This window comes from Paenibacillus sp. FSL M7-0896, from assembly GCF_037975415.1.
Classification (GTDB): Bacteria; Bacillota; Bacilli; order Paenibacillales; family Paenibacillaceae; genus Paenibacillus_AQ; species Paenibacillus_AQ silagei.
The window spans coordinates 6,151,110-6,170,308 of record NZ_CP150250.1; the positions used below are offsets into that span (position 1 = coordinate 6,151,110).

Annotated in this window: 18 protein-coding genes; 10 read left to right on the forward strand and 8 right to left on the reverse strand. The window is 48.9% G+C overall.

The genetic code is table 11. The features are described 5' to 3' along the window. Positions 1-189 precede the first annotated feature (189 nt). From MKY12_RS26480 to MKY12_RS26495, 4 genes are all read left to right on the forward strand, one after another. Positions 190-876: a response regulator transcription factor gene (locus MKY12_RS26480; protein WP_339251096.1), complete on the forward strand. Its 687-nt coding sequence runs from the start codon at positions 190-192 to the stop codon at positions 874-876. Beyond that, on the forward strand, positions 873-1,907 hold the full coding sequence (locus MKY12_RS26485; RefSeq protein WP_339251098.1) for a HAMP domain-containing sensor histidine kinase: 1,035 nt from the start codon (positions 873-875) through the stop codon (positions 1,905-1,907). Before MKY12_RS26480 ends, MKY12_RS26485 begins: the two co-directional genes overlap by 4 nt. 96 nt (positions 1,908-2,003) lie before the next feature. Beyond that, positions 2,004-2,702: an ABC transporter ATP-binding protein gene (locus MKY12_RS26490; protein ID WP_339251100.1), complete on the forward strand. Its 699-nt coding sequence runs from the start codon at positions 2,004-2,006 to the stop codon at positions 2,700-2,702. Beyond that, positions 2,699-5,203, forward strand: coding sequence for an FtsX-like permease family protein (locus MKY12_RS26495; protein ID WP_339251102.1), 2,505 nt, complete (start codon positions 2,699-2,701; stop codon positions 5,201-5,203). The genes MKY12_RS26490 and MKY12_RS26495 overlap by 4 nt, the downstream gene beginning before the upstream one ends. A gap of 117 nt (positions 5,204-5,320) precedes the next feature. Here the strand turns inward: MKY12_RS26495 and MKY12_RS26500 are convergent, their stop codons facing one another. The 7 genes from MKY12_RS26500 to MKY12_RS26530 form a co-directional block, all read right to left on the reverse strand. Continuing rightward, entirely contained in the window at positions 5,321-6,274 is a 954-nt protein-coding gene (locus MKY12_RS26500) for an EamA family transporter (RefSeq protein WP_339251104.1), read from the reverse strand. 129 nt (positions 6,275-6,403) lie between these two features. After that, entirely contained in the window at positions 6,404-6,859 is a 456-nt protein-coding gene (locus tag MKY12_RS26505) for a hypothetical protein (RefSeq protein ID WP_339251106.1), read from the reverse strand. Between the two features lie 48 nt (positions 6,860-6,907). Then, on the reverse strand, positions 6,908-9,337 hold the full coding sequence (locus tag MKY12_RS26510; protein ID WP_339251108.1) for an FtsX-like permease family protein: 2,430 nt from the start codon (positions 9,335-9,337) through the stop codon (positions 6,908-6,910). After that, positions 9,334-10,008, reverse strand: coding sequence for an ABC transporter ATP-binding protein (locus MKY12_RS26515; RefSeq protein WP_339251110.1), 675 nt, complete (start codon positions 10,006-10,008; stop codon positions 9,334-9,336). Before MKY12_RS26515 ends, MKY12_RS26510 begins: the two co-directional genes overlap by 4 nt. Before the next feature lie 89 nt (positions 10,009-10,097). Continuing rightward, positions 10,098-11,234: a HAMP domain-containing sensor histidine kinase gene (locus MKY12_RS26520; protein WP_339251111.1), complete on the reverse strand. Its 1,137-nt coding sequence runs from the start codon at positions 11,232-11,234 to the stop codon at positions 10,098-10,100. 38 nt (positions 11,235-11,272) lie between these two features. Further along, positions 11,273-11,947, reverse strand: coding sequence for a response regulator transcription factor (locus tag MKY12_RS26525; RefSeq protein WP_339311548.1), 675 nt, complete (start codon positions 11,945-11,947; stop codon positions 11,273-11,275). A gap of 3 nt (positions 11,948-11,950) precedes the next feature. Then, entirely contained in the window at positions 11,951-12,529 is a 579-nt protein-coding gene (locus tag MKY12_RS26530) for a transcriptional regulator (RefSeq protein ID WP_339311550.1), read from the reverse strand. A gap of 223 nt (positions 12,530-12,752) precedes the next feature. Between MKY12_RS26530 and MKY12_RS26535 the strand changes: the two genes are divergently transcribed. The 6 genes from MKY12_RS26535 to MKY12_RS26560 all read left to right on the forward strand — a co-directional run bounded on the left by MKY12_RS26535 (position 12,753) and on the right by MKY12_RS26560 (position 18,188). After that, positions 12,753-13,634, forward strand: a complete 882-nt coding sequence (locus MKY12_RS26535; RefSeq protein ID WP_339311551.1) for a sugar ABC transporter permease — start codon at positions 12,753-12,755, stop codon at positions 13,632-13,634. Positions 13,635-13,670: 36 nt separating this feature from the next. Further along, positions 13,671-14,513 carry a carbohydrate ABC transporter permease gene (locus MKY12_RS26540; protein WP_339311553.1) on the forward strand — a complete coding sequence of 281 codons (843 nt, stop codon included), beginning with the start codon at positions 13,671-13,673 and terminating at the stop codon, positions 14,511-14,513. 34 nt (positions 14,514-14,547) lie between these two features. Then, entirely contained in the window at positions 14,548-15,963 is a 1,416-nt protein-coding gene (locus tag MKY12_RS26545) for an ABC transporter substrate-binding protein (RefSeq protein ID WP_339311555.1), read from the forward strand. 112 nt (positions 15,964-16,075) lie between these two features. After that, on the forward strand, positions 16,076-16,882 hold the full coding sequence (locus MKY12_RS26550) for an HAD family hydrolase (protein ID WP_036731116.1): 807 nt from the start codon (positions 16,076-16,078) through the stop codon (positions 16,880-16,882). Beyond that, the gene (locus tag MKY12_RS26555) at positions 16,879-17,220 is read left to right on the forward strand and encodes a multidrug efflux SMR transporter (protein ID WP_036731114.1); all 342 of its coding nucleotides are present in this window, start codon (positions 16,879-16,881) and stop codon (positions 17,218-17,220) included. The genes MKY12_RS26550 and MKY12_RS26555 overlap by 4 nt, the downstream gene beginning before the upstream one ends. 41 nt (positions 17,221-17,261) lie before the next feature. Further along, positions 17,262-18,188 (forward strand): metallophosphoesterase, encoded by a 927-nt coding sequence (locus MKY12_RS26560; protein ID WP_339251119.1) that lies wholly within the window; start codon positions 17,262-17,264, stop codon positions 18,186-18,188. A gap of 135 nt (positions 18,189-18,323) precedes the next feature. Here the strand turns inward: MKY12_RS26560 and MKY12_RS26565 are convergent, their stop codons facing one another. Beyond that, positions 18,324-19,172: a MetQ/NlpA family ABC transporter substrate-binding protein gene (locus MKY12_RS26565; RefSeq protein WP_339251121.1), complete on the reverse strand. Its 849-nt coding sequence runs from the start codon at positions 19,170-19,172 to the stop codon at positions 18,324-18,326. Positions 19,173-19,199 lie beyond the last annotated feature (27 nt).

A 19,199-nucleotide genomic window follows, 5' to 3' on the forward strand; every position in this document is an offset into this window, starting at 1 on the left:
GCACTGGGGTTTGCTGAGGGAGATACAAGTAGTCCAAGGCTTTGGGGACAAGAAGTTCAAGGTAGATTTCTACCATGGAGATGCCTTTTTATTGTCCGACGAATCAAGACTGCACCGCCCCACTTGCAGGATATTCCAGGGTTGGCCATAATATTGGGAGAATGCCTGATTACTAAAGGAGTCATGCCCATGAAGACACTACTCATCGTTGAAGACGATCAAAGCTTGAACAAGGGGATAGCCCTGTCACTTGCCCATAATGAATTGCATATTGAACAAGCCTATTCACTGGCAATGGCTGATCAGATTATCTCCTCAACCCCAATCGATCTCATTCTGCTGGATGTGAACCTTCCAGACGGAAGCGGACTGGATTACTGCGAAAGAATCCGCGGAACCTCGCAGGTGCCGATTATCTTCCTGACGGCCAACGACATGGAACCGGATATTGTAACCGGATTTGCTCTGGGGGCTGATGATTATATTACCAAACCGTTCAGTCTGATGATTCTGCGGGCCAGGGTAATGGCCGTTCTGAGAAGAAGTGATGCGCTTACCAGTGAGAGGATCGTTGTAGGCCTGCTTGAATTTGATTTTGGCAAAATGGAGTACTTCAAGAACGGCCGGCCGCTGCTGCTGAGCAAATCCGAACAGAAACTGCTGCGCATACTGGTAACGAATAGGGGAAACATTCTGACCCGTGAGCAGCTGATCGACAAAACGTGGAGCCAGGAGGCGGTATTCGTGGATGAGAATGCACTAACGGTAGCCATCAAAAGATTGCGGGCCAAGATCGAAGAGGATCCCTCTTCGCCTCAATATATCAAGACTGTATATGGTTTAGGGTATACATGGACAGAAGGTCCTGTTCTATGAAGAGACAAGAACGGCTGCCGCTTAACCAATTGGTGAATCTGGCATTTGCTGCAGCTTTTATCATTCTGGTGCTGGTATATGCGACTTGTATTATATTACTGGAGATCACTGGTTCATCGCTGCTTGGACTCTCTCTTCTATTCATAATCTGCATGCTGATCCTAGGAGGTGCCTGGTTCCGGTCGCTCCGGAATATGGTTACTTCTTTCATGGGAAAGGTAGAGACATTGGTAGACAATGCTACTCACGGGCGTGAGCCCACCTATAATTATGAAGAAACCCTGCTCTCCTCCATAGAACATAAATTAATGCGGTACATAGAGATTGCAAGAGTGAACGGACAGAATCTGGAAACGGAAAAGAACAAAATTAAAGAACTGATCTCCGACATCTCCCACCAGACCAAAACGCCCTTATCCAATATTATGATCTACAGCCAGTTGCTTGAGGAAAGTCTGGTGAATGATGAACATGCGCTTCAGCTTGCTGTACAAGTTAAAAAACAGTCGGAAAAACTCGACTGGCTGATCCAATCCCTGATCAAACTGTCCAGGCTGGAGACGGGCATGATCTCTTTGCGCCTGGAGCCTTGTCCTGTGATCCGTGCGGTTTCTGAAGCAGTCTCCCAGATCCTAATCCAGGCAGAGAACAGCCGCATCACTATCAGTATAAACTGTGAACCTCACATCACAGCGTGCTACGACCCCAAATGGACAACCGAAGTGTTATTCAATCTGCTGGAGAATGCTGTGAAATATTCAGAACCAGGGGGCAGTATCCATATCACTGCGGAAGCAAATGAGATGTTTATACGCCTGGATATCGCAGATACCGGCCGTGGAATCTCCCAGGAAGAGCTGCCCCAAATTTTCAGGAGGTTCTACCGGGGAAAGAATGTGTGCGATTCAGAAGGTGTGGGAATTGGGCTATTCCTGGCCCGGGAGATCATCACCGCTCAAGGCGGACATATGAAAGCTGCTTCTGTTCCCGGACAAGGCACTGTGTTCTCGATCTTCCTGCCGCTATTCTGAATATGTCCATTCCGTCAGATTTCAGACACTCTCCTGTTAGATTTGTCTGATACCTTGTAGAGGTGGATACAAACATACGCACAGGAGGAATATAACATGTCTATTCTACGAATAGAGAATCTCAAGAAATATTATGGAAAAGGAGAGCATACGGTCAAAGCCCTGGATGACGTGTCTATAAATGTAGAAAAAGGGGAGTTCGTGGCAATCGTCGGGACGAGCGGTAGCGGAAAAAGCACGCTGCTTCACATGCTTGGCGGTCTGGACCGGGCTACAGAGGGCAAGGTTTATGTCAACGGGCATGATATTTTTCAGATGAGTGATGAGAAACTGACCATCTTCAGACGCCGTTCTGTAGGATTTGTCTTCCAGAGTTATAACCTGGTGCCGATCCTGAGTGTGCTGGCAAATATCGTCCTGCCCATTGAGCTTGACGGCGGCCAGATTGACCAGGAATATCTGAACCTGATCATCACAAGTCTGGGGCTTCAGGAGAAAGTTGGTAACCTGCCTTCTGCGCTCTCCGGAGGCCAGCAGCAGCGTGTAGCTATCGCAAGAGCGCTTGCCACCAAACCTTCCATTATTCTGGCCGATGAGCCCACCGGCAATCTGGACAGCAGGACCAGCCAGGAGGTACTTATCCTGCTGAAACAGCTCAGTGTCAAATTCGACCAGACCATTGTAATGATCACACATAACGAGAGCATTGCACAGATGGCGGACCGGATCATCCGCATTGAGGACGGCAGGCTTGCCCTGGGATCGGCGCAGGCCCACGGGGAGAGCCGGTTATGATCGCGACGAACAACCGGAAGACCATATTAAATCTGGCGATGACTAGCCTGAGAGCCAACCGGCTGCGGAATCTGGCTGCCATCTGCGCCATTATACTGACTACACTGCTCATCACCTCCATTTTCACCATGGCTCTAAGCCTTAACCAATCCATGCAATACGCACAGATGAAGACAGTCGGAAGTGACTTTCACGGAGGGTTTAAATATCTTAGCCCGGAACAAGTGGAGACGCTGCTGAAGCACCCTTCCATTAAACAATCCTCTCTCTCCCTTAATTCCGGCATATTACATAATAAAGTGTTCGACCAGGACCGGGTTGAGGTGCTGCAGGTTGACCAGAATTACGCTGATCACGGCTTCATAGAATTTGTTGAAGGGGGATTGCCTGCCGGAGAGAATGAGGTTGCCCTGAATACCTGGGTTCTGGGCAAGCTAGGGGTGCAGCCGGAGCTCGGGAAGGAAATCACACTGCAGATCGATACCGGAGAACGGATCATTAACCGCAAATTCACCTTGTCGGGCTATTATGAAGCGGACAAGCAATTGGCGATGGCGGGTCTGGCTTTTGTCTCCAAGGCCTTTACCGATAAAAACCTCTCAGACATTGATCCCGTACAATCGAAGGAAAGCGGATCCTACGTAAACACCTCAGAACTGAGTGTCATGTTCAACAATTCATTTCATATTGAGAAAAAAATGAACAGGATTCTAGCTGATACGAGTATTACGGCTCCTATCGGGATCAATTGGGCCTACTCCAGCGTATCTTTGGCGGAAAATGTTGAGAATATCCTTCCATATGCCGCAGTTATCTTTATCATTATGCTTAGCGGCTACCTGCTTATTTACAATATTTTTTATATTTCGGTGGTCCGGGATGTGAAGTTCTACGGCCTGCTGAAAATGATTGGCACCACCCCGAGACAACTGAGGAGAATCATCGCTATTCAAGCCAGGCTGCTGTACCTCATTGCCCTGCCGTTCGGCCTTAGCTCCGGCTATATGACCGGCAGATGGGTTACACCTCTGACCACTTCGCTATCCGGGGAGTTAAAAGGAAATTCTCTTTCATCCAGTCCATGGATATTTGCAGGGGCAGCCCTCTTCTCCTTCCTGACCGTGTGGATCGCAGCGCATAAGCCGGGCCGGCTGGCAGCGGACATCGCCCCGGTGGAAGCCGTTAAATTCTCAGGCGTTCAGAATAGCGGAAAAAGAACCCTCAAGCCATCCAGGCATGGAGCCAGACTATACCGGATGTCGTTCTCCAACCTGTTCCGGAGCAAGAAGAAGCTGAGCCTGATGCTATCCTCGCTCTTCTTAAGCATTCTGCTATTTAACACGATATTTACGGTGATCTCCTCTATGGATGTCAATAAATATCTCAGTGCATATATTCATGGAGATTATATGATTCACAACAAGGGAATTGTCCAGCAGGAGGGGGAACGCTCAGTCAATGAAACCGAGTTGTCCGAGGAACTGTGTGCGAAGCTGAAGCATCTGGACGGTGTGGAAAGTATCGATAAAGTATATTATACCCTCTTCTCTTATCCTCCGGATGATTCTGTCCGTGCTTCAGCCGAGTCTTCAGCCACTCCTTCTGCCCTTCCCGCCAAAGTGCATACCCAACTCTACGGGCTTGATTCCGGTTGGTACGATCTCGCAGATCAGGATATACTTGAAGGTCACTTTAACAAGGAACAATTCGATTCCGGAGATTACATACTGGTGGCGGAGACTCTTACAGGGCCAGGTTCTTATACAAGCTACTATCATCCCGGGGATACAATCAGCTATTCCGGATTAAAGAGGAGATACGAAGTGATGGCCGTGCTGAAATATAATGCTTTCTATGCAGCAACCAGTCAAACGTATTTCGGTAACGGCTACAATGCCTTTTTGCCTGCAGCCGAACTCCGGCAAGCCACTTTGGAGAGCGGGACTCCAGCAGACATCCTCTCGCTTACCCTGAATGCAGCCCCAGGCAAGCTTGACGAAACGGGGCAATTGATCAGGGAGGCTATCCGCCCGCTGGATGCTCTGCAGCTGAAATCAAGAGAAGATTACAGGGAGGAGTTAAGTGATAATATCCATATTTTTCAGATTATAGGGTATGGACTGAGTCTCGTAATTGCACTTATTGGCCTGCTTAATTACATTAATTCTGTCCTGACCGGAGTGATCGCACGCAGGCATGAATTTGCCGTTCTAGAGAGCATTGGAATGACCAAACAGCAGCTCAAGCGTATGCTCGTCTACGAAGGCATGTACACCGTGCTTCTCACTGTGCTGCTTACCTCTACTATAGGTGTGCTGCTGACTTACTGGACGGCAAGGGGCATTACCGCAGGGATGGCCTACATGGAATTCCGGATGATGTGGCTGCCGTTTATTCTGATCATCCCTATCCTGGCAGTCCTCTCTTATCTCATCACCTTAAGCGCCTATAAGCCGCTCGCCCGCAGCCCGATCGTCGAAAGGCTCCGTGAAATGGAATAAAGGCATGCTGAAACAGCCGGATGCTCTAATAGAGTACCGGCTGTTGCTGTTATAAGATATGAAATACAGCTTAATAATAGCGTACCTGAACAGTCAGCAGAATGTGGTTATTCGCTCTCAGTGTACCGACTGCTGCGGCGGTTGTATATCAAGCGCTGCTTGAGTAGCCGCCGGCTGTGGCTTACTTCGGAAAAGAGTCACCAAAACCACAGCCCCGATAATGATCACGGCAGCGATCAGGGTGTTCAAGGTAAGCTGTTCGCCTACCAGCAGCCAGCCAAGCAGCACAGCGACTACCGGATTCACGAAGGCATACGTGGAGACGAGGGTAGCGTCAGCATTCTTAAGCAGCCAGATATAGGCTGTGTAGCCGACAATGGAGCCGAAAGTGATCAGGTAGGCCAGAGCCAGGTAAGAGCGCATAGAAATGCCGGAGAGTTCAAACCGAGACCAGTCGCCGGTAAAATAGGAGAAAATCACCAGCAGCGCGCCTCCTGTTAGCATCTGAGCAGCCGTTGACATCAAAGGTGAACCCGGCATGGTTGCGCTTCGGGAGTACATAGACCCTGCCGCCCAGCTTATGGAAGCTGCCAGCAAGGTAATAATGCCAATCATATCGGTAGCGGTACCGCCCTCTCCCTTCCCCGGCTGGAAGACCAGCACGGCGATGCCGAGCAGTCCAAGAACAATTCCTGCGATGACTCCGGTATTCGGCCGTTTGCCGCCGCGTCCAAGCCAACCCATCAGCATCATCCAGACAGGCACCGCCGCTACGATGAGCGAAGCGATGGAGGAAGAGACTCTTTGCTCTGACCAGGCTACTACCCCGTTGCCCCCAAGCAGCAGCAAGGCACCTACAATCGCGGAGGATCGCCATTCACGCCCGGCCGGACGCTTCGCTCCGCTTACTCTGGCAATGAGGTACAGGACCACACCTGCCGTGAAAAAGCGGACCCCTGCCATCAGAAAGGGCGGCATCGTCTCGATGGCAATCTTCATGCCGACATAGGTGCCTCCCCAAAATAAATAAACAAATAAGAGTGCTATTCCCACCACATATAACTGATTCATTTTCCCCTTATGCTTCAAGCCGCGTCATCCCTTTTCCCTAAAAACAGGTTTATGAGGGGTCTCCCGTTCTATCATTTATAAGAACATCCCCTGGGCAATATTATAGCATGATCCCTCCCCGTACATTGACTAATCGTTAGAGTATCTCAATGTTAGCGGCTGGTTCTCGTCAAGCCCTACTTTCTCAATATCTCCCTCTTCAATAGTATTATTAATAAAAAGTTTCCAGTGCTTCTCTTTATCATTTTTTATATCACCTACCTTAATTATTTGTCCTTTCTGATCCTTTTCGATTAGCATCCCCTGTTCAGCATTGTCTGAAATGGCCTGAAGTGCTTTCCAGACTGTGGGGTTATCATCAATAATCTTAACGGTCTGAAGAAACAAAATATCATCTTCATTATAAATAACCACATTAACTTTTGTTTCCACATCTCCTTGACCTGTGTATTTTACGCCATGATACTCAGGAGAAATCCCATCCCCCTTTTTACTTCCGCATGCTGTTAACGATAATGCAATAACAATTACCAAAACTAATATACTGTAAATGGGTTTTGTAGAATTCACTTTAGGTTGAAACACTATTATTTCCCCCTTCAAGATTATATTAAACTATTTGCTGTCCCTCGCTCATTCACTAAACCGGATTCGTTCCATCAAGCTCTCCTTGCTTAAGCGCCACTGCATATAAAAGGTAGTCCCTACTTGAACTATAAAATAGGCGAATAATAGGGTTAGCATGGCTGTCATTGGCAGTTGATATTGGACATAGGTGGCGGATTGCTTGAAAATTTCAACGCCAAAATATCCTGCTGGAATGCCCAGTGAAAAAGTGAACACCAGACTGATTAGGATCACCATTAAGCCTTCACTGCCTAATTGTAAAATCAGCTGACTCCGCGACAGTCCAATAGCTTCAATTAAGCTAATTTCCCGCTTTCTAGAATTCATGCTCGTTAAATTGGAATTTATTAAATTAAATATGCTAATAATCATTAATGCTGAAATAAGACCATTAGCCGCCAATTGAAGCACTTTCTTCATTCCATTGAACTCTTGATATATTTCTTGAAAAGAAGTGAATGTTATTCTCCGATCGGCATTTGCAATCCCTTTGAGGGTTTGCTCTACCTTCCCTTGTTGGCCTTGATCGGCTAAAACACTAATCTGCTTAATACGTTGATCTGAGTCCAATCGTTTAAACAGGTTCTGATGCGCAATAAGAGCTCCCCCCTCTGAAGTACTACCTTTATACGTAACATAATTGGGCAATACACCGACAATAGTGAATACACGTTCTTTCTTTCCTTCTCCATACTTTGCCAATCGTATTTTATCACCCACTTTGTACCTTCCATCTTCCGCGACCGCAATGAGATTATCACCATTTCTCAGTTCTGTAAGCATAGAATCATCTTTCCCGAGCATCTTGAGTGTATTTTTCATTAAGCCATCATCGTAAGCATAAATATCCGTACGAATTTCCGGGTTTTTCATACTCGCCATGTCCTTGAGATGAAGGTTTGCATCTTGTTTGTTATAGATCAAGACATCATACATTTCTGTTAATACTGTCTTGACACCAGTAATAGCATCTACTTGGTTTATAACTTTGTTATTTAACAGATCTAGGTTTACATCAGTTCCACGGTAAGCAGCAGTACTTAATTTATAATCACCAGGCACCATACTTCCAGCCATATTATTAATATTAATACTACTAAGAATACTCCAAGTGACCACAAAAATAAGTCCTGTCAGGGTAATCGATGTTATGGTAACCCAAGTACGTTTACGGTATCGGATCATTTGTGCCAATACCAGAGCAAAACCGCTAATTGAGTTTTTGAATTTTTTTTTGGTCTTATGACTTCTCTTTCCCAAGTCTTCAGCGGGATTATAACGAATAGCTGCAATCTCCGTAATTTTTCCTACTTTTTTAGCAGGAATATAAACAGAAAATACAACGAGAATCTGGCCTGTAATTAAAGCAATACAAGCAATGTTAGGAGACAGTTGAACATATAATTCGGAGCTACCACTAGCCATATTTCCTAAGAAGGGAATAAATGCTGCACTTCCCCCTACACCCAGCAAAAGCCCCATAGAACTCCCAACCAGCGGAATCATAAGTCCTTCCGTAAGAATCATCTTTCGCAGTTGATTAGGAGTCATTCCTATTGCTTTCATCATCCCAAATAAACGGATCTGCTCTGATATATATATATTGAATATGTTATAAATAACCATGGCTGCACTAATTATAATTACAAACACAACAAGGGTTACTTTCAGAATAGTTAACGGATTCTGCTCATATGCGCCATTGTAACGTTCATTTATTTGTATTTGATCATCTTTTAGCTGAGAGCCCTCACCAATTTTGTGAGCCGTAGATGAAGCATTAAAGTCTGAATTCAAAAGAGCAAATAGAACAACATCCGGGTTAGGACTATATTGCCTGGAAAGGTTTTGAGAAATAAACATTAGACCAGCTCTAACCGTTTTACGTACGGCGATATCATCAATAATGCCAACTAGCTTAAATTTTTTTGTTATATGTTCTGTTTCCCCTGCATTCATAACTTGCAAATTCAATGGAATTACTACTCCTATATTAGGAGAAAAGCCAAGTTCCTCAATTACCCATTTATCCAATACAATTTCGTCGTCAGTGACCGGAGCCCTCCCTTGCATTAATTGAATCAGTCCTTCATTAATTCCCTCTATATAACTTATAGCCATATTAATATTTAATTTTTCAAACGTGTCCGACTTAACATTTTTACTGATATAGGAAACATAGTGCTTTTTTATCTTCGGATTATTCTCAATAGCTTGTTGCTGCTCCGGCAACAAATGCTCATACTGCACATGATAGGCACCTAACTCATTAATCGCTTCTCGCTTGCTCCTCTGGTCGTCAGAGTAAAAATAAGTCAGCACCACAAAAATTAAGGCTACGGCTAAAGCAACTGTACCTACAGTCAATAAGGTCCGGCTTTTGTGATGACGTAGATTTTTCAGGGATACATTGTGGACAGTAATCGTATTTTTCATCCTTCTACCTCTACTGCTATGGAACCGTCCACCACTCGAACAGTCCGACCTGCAAGCTTAGCCACTTCGTCATTATGCGTTACAACAATCAAAGTCTGATTATATTTCTCTACGGATAAACGCAGCAAATCCAAAACGTTATTGCTAGAACGGCTATCGAGATTTCCTGTGGGTTCATCTGCGAGCACAATAGCCGGTCTAGCTGCCAATGCACGGGCAATTGCCACCCTTTGCTGCTGGCCGCCAGACAATACTGTGGGCAGACTGGCCCGCTTTTCATAGATCCCCAAAGTATTTAAAATATCTTCAATATAGGTAACATCTGCTTTCTTCCCATCCAGCCCAATGGGTAAAATGATGTTCTCCCACACATTAAGTGAGGGTACCAAATTAAAAGCCTGAAACACAAATCCAATCTGGCGGCGGCGAAACACTGCTAGTTGACTCATTGGCAATGTATAAATGGAAGTCCCATTTATGATGACCTCACCGCTTGTAGGAGCATCCAACCCCCCAATGATGTGCATTAATGTACTTTTGCCTGCACCAGACTGTCCAACAATAGAGATAAACTCACCTTTCGCCACTGAGAAATCAACATTGTGGATTGCCTTCACTTGACCTTCTCCACTGCCATAATATTTACATAATTTCTTTCCTTCCAGAATCATATCGGCGCCTCCCTTTATACGTGGATACAAAAATATCCTCCCCTAAGTGGTTCTCTAGGAAAGGATATCCAATAGTTATCTATTATTTATCAACTTTGGTGCAGCAAAATCGAAACTTTCACACAGGCGCCACCTGACTTATTGTTCGTTAGCTGAATACTGCCCCCTTGCTTCTCAGCCAGTACCTTGCAAATATTCAACCCCATGCCATAATGGCTCTCCTCATCTTCCGCCTTGCTTGTATAAAATGGCGTGGTAGCAAGCTTCAGATCCTGACTTGAGAACCCTTTGCCATCATCATTAACTGTAATCGAAAAGAATCCTTTAACAAATTCAAATCGTACAGAAATCGTCTGACTTGCATAACGAAGCGAATTGGCAATCATATTTTCGTATATCCTGGTAACCATTCCTGTATCAATGTTCAACGATTGTTCAGCGATTTGATTTTCAAATGATAATTCCAATGAATGTTCCCGTGCCAGAAATTCAGCCAAACTGCTTAGTTGTTTCAAAAAAACGGAAACCTCTACTTGGGTCCATGCTACCGAGATATCTTCGAGTTTTTGGGCCTCGCCCATAATTTGCACATAATTCTCCAGCCGTAATATATGTATACTCATGGTTGTTATGGTATCCAGTAGCTTCTCCTTGCTTATTTTATCTTCTGGCAGATATCTATTTAAAAAATCCGCGTAACCTCTTAATACTGTCAGCGGTGTCCGGAGATCATGTGAAAAAGCTGCATTCAACTGTTTTCTGTCCTCTATAGAACGCCACATCTGACGGTTGTTATCCTCCAAAGCAGCTCTCATGCTCTCAAAAGACCTGCACAGCTGCCCCATTTCATCTTCACTATAGTGCGGAATATGAAAATCCAAGTCATTATTGGATATTTTATTAGAAGCTTCGCGCAAAATCCCAATCGGTTGTTTGAGCTTATTATGGTAAAACAACCAGGAGGCCGACAAGGTAGCCAGCCCAAAAAATATCAAAATGGACCAGGAGTCCAGAAAACTGCATAACTTAATAATCTGTTCATCTGTATAAGAATAATCTGTATTGAAGTCCTTCATGTTGTAGACAATGGCTGGATTCTCAATGTCCGCTGAGGTGTAAGAGTCGTTATACTTCAGAAACATATTATTACGTATCTGGCCTGCCCCAGTAATAGTAATCACACTAAGGAGTCCGGCAATAAGGACAAATACAAGCATATAGATCATAAATGTCACCCTAATGGATAAGTTACGCCAACCTTTTATTACCCTACCCATTTATAGCCCACACCCCATACTGTTGAAATGTATATGTGATCACTAACCTCATTAAATTTAGACCGAATTCTTCTGATATGCTCTGCAACAACGATGCTATCTCCTTCATGGTCCAGGCCCCAGACTTTTTCATAAATATGGTCCTTATCAAAAACCTGACCGATGTTCATTGACAACAACTCAATAATACCAAATTCTTTCTTGGCAAAAGATATTGGGCATCCTTTGCAGTAAACCAATCTGGAAGAATAGTCGATCACTAAATCATCTGAAAATCTGGTTTGTGTCTTAACAGATTGTCTTCGTTCACGGCGCAGATGTGCCTCTACCCTAGCTCCAAGCTCATCAATGCTGAATGGCTTCACAATATAATCATCCCCGCCCACACGAAAGCCATTAATTTTATCTGACTCTCCCACTTGCGCAGTCAGGAATATAATAGGGCAGGATACGAAATCCCGTATACGAGTGCACACCTCAAGACCATCAATTTCCGGCATATTAATATCCAGTAAAATAATGTCTGGATTATACACTACTTTGCGTAATGCCTCCCCGCCGCTCCGCGCGGTTAAGACCTTATAACCATTTATCTCAAAATAATCTTTAAGCAGATTAACTATATCCGTCTCATCATCAACAATAAGAATCTGATTATTCATAGCTCATACTCCGCCTTCCTCGCCTGTACTTCCCCGTTCGCCGCCAAAAACAACCCCCTCCGCAAGCCCCGACACGAACCGCTGCAGCCAGGCATAATACTCGGCCGCATGCTCCAGCTTCTCCAAATCTCTGAGGCAGGCCTGCCGCTCCTCTTCGGGTGTGTCTGCTGCATAGGCCAGTGCCTGGAGGTCAGGGACCGCAGCTCCCATGGCTTCCTGCATCACATCGATCTCCCGCTGAAGCTTCAGGGTGAAGAAGTTCCGGAAGGCCTCGAAGAAGTCCGTCTCCGCTGCGTACAGCTCCTTCCGCTCACGCTTCTCCGGAAGCTTCGTGACCATCCGGGAGGCGATCAGGGAGCGGACTCCGTAGCTCATATTGCTTTTACTCATATTCATGACCTGCTTCATTTCCTCCAGCGTCATCGGCTTGTCCTCGAAGAACATCACTCCGTACAGCTGTCCGAAAGAATAATTTGCTCCATATAAATCCATGGTCTGGGCTATGGCATCGATTACCGGGCCGAGCAGCTGCTCCCGGGGCGAACGGTGCGGATTTTCTTCGCCGAATGCGGCCTGCTTCATCAGGTGGCACCTCATTTTCACATAGAATCGTTCTCTCTACCTTACACAATACCGCAGCTTTACGGCAATCATCCTACAAATTTTACAGAAAATCCGAACGGGCTTTACGCCCGCTTAACCACAAGCCTGCCTCATGAGTGTACAATTTTTTTTGAACAGAGGAACTGTCCTCTGCATTATACCGCATCAACCAATGTGGAGGAAATGGAGAATATGGACGAAAATGACACGTTCAAGGTTATTCAGCGGCTTGAAGCCCGTGCTGTTCACTCTGCCGGCCATGATCCCGTTCGCCGTGTTCTGGCTCGCGCCGCTGCTGTATGTGCTGTATCTCAGCTTCACGGAATGGGATTTCATGAGCCCGGAGAAAACCTTTGTCGGCTGGCAGAATTATACCGATCTGCTCAGCAACCCCGCTTTTTACAAAGCGCTAAGGGTGACCGTTCTCTTCTGTCTCGGCAGTGTGCTGCCGGTGATCCTGTTCGGACTGGGTCTGGCCCTCCTCATGAACAGAAAGCTGAAGGGCTCAGCCCTCTATCAGATCCTGCTGTTCTCGCCTTGGGTGACGCCGACCGTCGCTGTGTCTATCGTCTGGTCCTGGATCTATCAGCCTGAAGCCGGACTTGCCAATGCGGTGCTGAACTTCTTCGGTCTGGACTCCATCGGCTGGCTGCAGGACCCCAAATGGGCATTAACCGGCGTCCTGCTGGTCACGATCTGGAAGTCGGTCGGCTGGGCAATGATCTTCTATCTGGTGGCGCTGCGCAATGTGCCTTCCGACCTGCTGGAAGCCGGGGAGCTGGACGGGGCAAGCCCGGTGCAGAAGTTCCTGCGGATTACATGGCCGCTGATCTCGCCGACTACTCTTTTCTTATTCGTGGTGCAGTTAGTCTCGGCACTTCAGGCCTATGACCAGATTAATGTCCTGACCCAGGGCGGCCCGTCCGGCTCCACCCGCACTCTGCTCTATCTGTATTATCAGTCCGCCTTCGAATCGTTCCAGATCGGAGAGGCTTCTTCCGTAGCTGTCGTTCTGGTCTTGATCTGCATGCTGCTGTCGGTCCTCTCTTTCGGGATCAGCAAGCGGACCACTCATTATCAATAGAAGCTTTACCATCAGCCCTTAAGGAGGTCTCACCGCTTGCCTATATTCACACGTATCAGTAGGCTGGTCCGCCAGATTTTTTTCGCCGCGCTTGCTCTTCTGATGGCCTTCCCGTTCTATTGGATGGTTACGAGTGCCCTCAAGACCAATGATGAGATCTGGCGCTCTCCGCCCACACTCTGGCCTGAGGTGCCGCTGTGGGGCAACTTCGCCGCTGCCTGGAACGAGGCGCCGTTCGCCAGATATATGGGTAACAGTATCTTCGTCGCTGTCTCCATTGTCCTCCTGCAGACAATCAATTCCGGGATGATGGCTTATGCGCTGACGCATATGAAATTCCGCCTGAAGGGCGTTTTTGCCGGAGTGATTCTGTTCGGTTATATGGTTCCTGCAACGGCAGTCTACCTGCCCGGATACCTGGTCCTCTCCGAGTTACACTTGCTGAACTCCTATGCGGGCCTGATTCTCTCCAACTGTGTGAGTATATTCTCGATCTTCCTGATTAGGCAGGCCTTCCTTCAAGTCTCGCATGAGCTGGTGGAGGCCGGTGAAGTGGACGGTGCCTCGCATATGCGGATTCTATGGACGATCCTTGTGCCGGTCACAAGATCCTCATTCGCCGTACTGGCGCTGATTACCTTCATTGACCAGTACAACAATTACTTCTGGCCGATGCTCATTACGAAGGACCCCAGCCTGCAGCTGGTCTCGGCCGGTCTGCGCAGCTTCTTCGTGGAAGGAGGTGCTTACGGACTGAAATGGCCGCTCATCATGGCCGCCAGCGCCTTCACGATTGCCCCGCTGCTGCTAATCTTCCTGCTGGCGCAGAAAACGATAATGCAAAGTGTCAACATGACCGCAGGCTCAAGTAAAGGCTAAACCCTAAACTTCAATACCCAAGAGGAGAATGATGATGAACGTATCAAGTGGAAACAGCTTCGCCATCCTTTTAAAGGACGGTACCGTTCCAGCGAGAAATTCTTCTATTTTCAAAAGGTTGTCTGCAGCATCCCTGATCGCCGGACTCTCCGTGCTCACCGCTTGCGGCGGAAATGCCGCTCCCGACAATGCAGTCACAGCGGACGGAGCAGCCGCCGCAGTCCCTGCTGCCAATGCCGCTCCGGCTGGAGGCGCACCGGTCACGATTGAATTCTGGTATGGGCTCGGCGGCAAGCTGGGTGAAAATATGGAATCGCTCATTCAGAAATTCAACGCCTCCCAGCAGGAGGTCATCGTCAAGGGGATCGTGCAGGGGGATTATACAGAGACCGAACAGAAGCTTCAGGCAGCGATTGCTGCCGGGCAGGTCCCGGCGGCGGTCCTCTCCTCCAATATCGATTGGGCGCGCAAGGGTTATTACGCCCCGATGGATGAGCTGATTGCCGGGCAGCCGGACTTCAATAAAGAGGATTTCGTCCAGACCTTCCTGAACCAGGGCCAGGTTGACGGCAAGCAGTATTTCCTCCCAATGTATGGATCGACCCAGGTGATGTACTACCGTAAGGATGCTTTTGCGAAAAGCGGCATAGACGCCAGCCAGATTAAGACCTGGGAAGACCTCGCTGCGGCCGCGAAAAAAATGACCATCTCCGAAGGTGGCAAAACCACCTTCTACGGCTGGGAACCGATGTGGGGCTCCGGCAATATGGTTGATGCCGCTCTCAGCAAAGGAGGCAGTATTCTTAGTGAGGACGGCACCAAGGTCACGATTGATTCCCCGGAGTGGATCGACGCCTGGGAGTTCTTCCGCAAAGCAATTCATGAGGACAAGACGATGCGCATTCATTCGGGCGGGCAAGGCTGGGAGTACTGGTACAAGACAATTGACGATGTGATGAAAGGCCAGGCGGCCGGATACACCGGCTCCAGCGGCGACCAGGGCGACCTCGATTTCAGCGTCGTCTCCGCTATGGAGCAACCGGGCTGGGCCGGAGCCGGCGAAGGCAAACCTGTCGCCGGGGCGAGTATGGCCGGTATTCCTGCCAAAGCCGGAGACGCCGAGAAGCAGGCAGCGATGAAATGGCTGACCTACTTCACAAGCTCCGAGAATACGGCCTTCTGGTCCATCAACACCGGCTACATCTCTGTCCGTGAGTCTGCACTCAAAGATCCGGCATTCGTCGCCTTCAGTGAGAGCAATCCGCAGATCAAGATTCCATTGCAGCAGGCGGCTCACGCTTCCCCTCCGTTCCAGGACCCGACAGGCGGCAAAATTAATGATGCCCTGACCATCGCAGCGGATAAGGTGCAGATTGAGAATATCCCTGCAGCCGAGGCGCTGAAGGAAGCGCAGCAGACGGCTCAGGCGGCACTGGATAACCTGAAATAGAACGGCTGAACTACGCATGCAGGAACAAATATACTGCCGTCTGATGAAGGCGGCGGTTTCTATCTGAATGTGAGAGCATCTTGACTATTCAAATTATGAAGGGGGACGCTGCGTGATTGAGCTTAACACTCCGCAAGGAAACTATCCCATATCGGCCATCCTCTTCGACAAGGATGGAACCTTACTACAGTTCGTATCCCTCTGGGGAAGCTGGGGCGAGTGCTTCCTGGACCAGTTCACCTGGAAGCTTGAGCAGCGCGGACTAAGCTTCCCTGAGCAGCACCGGGCCTCCCTGCTGGGAACGGTTCATGATGCCGCAGGGAAGATCACCGATTACGACCGCAACGGTCCGCTCGCCATGGGCACGATGAGCGATCTGTACGCCATTGCGTCCTGGCAGGGTTATTCTCTCGGCCTATCCTGGGCCGAAGCGGTCGAACTGGTGGACTCCTGCCGGAATGCAGCGGATGCGATGCTGGAGCAGAGCCGTCCGGTCCGTCCTCTTCCCGGGCTGGTGCCCTTTCTGGACGCGTGCGCAGCCCAGGGCACGCCTATGGCCGTAGTGACTGCCGACGAAACTGCGGCAGCCGAGAGTCATCTGCGCTGGCTGGGCATCCGCCAGTATTTCACCGCCGTGATCGGCACCGATCAGGTGGAGCGGGGCAAGCCCTTCCCCGACATGGCGCTGCTTGCCTGCGGGCGGCTGGGGGTATCTCCGGCTGAAGCCGCCGTGATCGGCGATACGAACGGAGATATGCGGATGGCGAAGGCAGCGGGCGCTGCGGCAGCCATTGGGATTGCCGGCGGAATTACCGCCGGGCTGGCGGCAGACACGCGGGCTGCCGGGACTCTTTTGCCGGATGCAGATTGTATCGTGTCCTCTTATGCGGAGCTTGGCGTACGAAGGATGGTACGATGAAGGCCGAAGGGGCCATGGCCTGGGTATTTCTTGCCTTAGCTATTGTCTTCGAGCTGTCTGGAACGGTCTCCATGAAGCTGTCGCATGGCCTCACCCGGCCCTGGCCCTCTGTGCTGATGTTCGTATTCTACGGAATTAGCTTCACCTCACTGAGTGTCGCCCTCACCTCCATCAAGGTTGGAGTCGCTTATGCCGTATGGTCCGGGGCGGGTATCCTCCTGATTTCTCTGGCGGGGGCATTGTTGTTCGAAGAGAGGCTGACGGGCTCCTCCCTCCTATGGGTGACTGTGATTGTAGCCGGAATTATTGGTTTGAACATTAGTACCAAGGGGCATTAGCCTAACGAATAAAAAATATTTCAAGGAGGCTTCGCTTGCCTATGAATACATTTGCCACACCCGGCGTTACTGAACCGCTGTTGACGTTCCAGATTATTACCGACACCCATGTCACGGCCGATCCCGAGCATGAGTACAATCAGAACTTCGGACGGGCGCTTGAGGATATAGCGGGACATGCTCAAGGCAGCAGCGGCATCATGCACATTGGAGATATAACAGACAATGGCTTCCCGGAGGAGTATGAGGAGGTCCAGCGTATTCTTGAACAGCATCAAGCCTCACTGCCGCAGCTTCGTTACACCTTGGGCAACCATGATGTCGGCCTCGGGCATTGGGAATCCCGCCTTGGGATGTATACTTCCCGGATGGGGATGCCGGGCCCCTATCATGACCACTGGATCTCAGGGTATCATTTCATCTTCCTCGGCACGGAGGAAGGGCTGCCTACGTTCTGCAATCTATCCGCTGAACAGCTGCAGTGGCTGGACCGCAAGCTTGGTGAACACGCACCAGACAAACCGAAGTCTAACGGGCAACTGCCGCCTGACCAGGAACAGACTTACCTGCCGGATCAGCCCGTCTTCCTCTTCCTGCACCAGCCGCTGAAGGATACGGTAGCCGGTTCACTGGAATCTCAGGAATGGTACGGGGTAACACAGGATCAGGAGCTGCGTACTATTCTGTCGCGGCACCCGCAGACCTTGCTGTTCACCGGACATACCCACTGGGAGCTGGAGGTCAGCAACACGATGTTTCCCGGCAACGGGCAGACGGCTACAATGTTCAATGCTGCTTCGGTGGCCTACCTCTGGACGGATGCAGATGAACACAAGAGCGGCAGCCAGGGCTATTATATAGAAGTCTATGCTGATAAAGTGCTTGTGCGGGGACGGGATTTCACTACCGGAACCTGGATTGAAGCGGCGCAATATGAGGTGGCGTATCCCGTTAACGCTCTAAGGTAATTCCGTTCGCGGAGCGTCCACCCAAGTGTCCACGCTACTCCTAATTACAATAAAAAGCTGTCCCAATCAGCCAGTTCATGGCGTTTGGGACAGCTTTTTCGTTTACTTTAATATAGCAGTCAATCCGTGTATCTTCTATTTAAAAGCAGGAAGCGCGATGTCCGCGTAATTATCCTCCAGGAACTTCTTCACTTCCGGGCCGCTGATCGCCTTCGCCAGCTTCTGGATGGCTTCGGAATCCTTGTTGTCCTCACGGGCAACGAGGGTGATGGTGAAGGCGGAATCTTCACGCTCGGTGATCAGCGCATCCTTCTTCGGAGTCAGGCCCAGCGGGCTGGCATAGGCCGGCGTCATCGCTACCAGATCCGCATCATCCAGCATCCGGGCCAGCATAAGCAGATCGACCTCCTCGAACTTATAGTTCTTCGGATTGGCAGTAATGTCAGCTTGGGTAGCCTGAATTCCTACCCCATCCTTCAGCGTAATCAATCCGGCATCTGCGAACATTTGCAGGGAGCGTCCAATATTGGAAGGATCATTCGCCATCACAAGCGTTGCTCCCTCGGGCAGATCAGCAATATTCTTGAAGCGTTTGGAGTACCCGCCGTAGATGGCATCATATACAGGCTGAACCGGCACCAGCTTTGCCCCTTTGCTGGCATTGAACTGTTCCATGTACGGGACATGCTGGAAGAAGTTCGCATCCACCTCTTTATTCGCCAGTGCTTCGTTCGGCTGCACATTATCGGACAGCACGACAACCTCCATGTCCACGCCTTCTTCCTTCAGAATCGGCTTCACAATATCGAGGATATCCGTCATTGGCGGAATCAGCGAGGCTACCTTGATCTTCACAGGTCCGGTGCTGGTTGCCGCCGGTGTCTCTTCCGCTTCTTTGCTGTTGCCGCAGCCTGCAAGTGCAAGCGTCAATATAAGCAGTACCAGTGCAAACGTGGTGGTTATTCTTCTTCCTGTTCTCTTCATGATATCTCTCAAGCCCCCATTATTGTA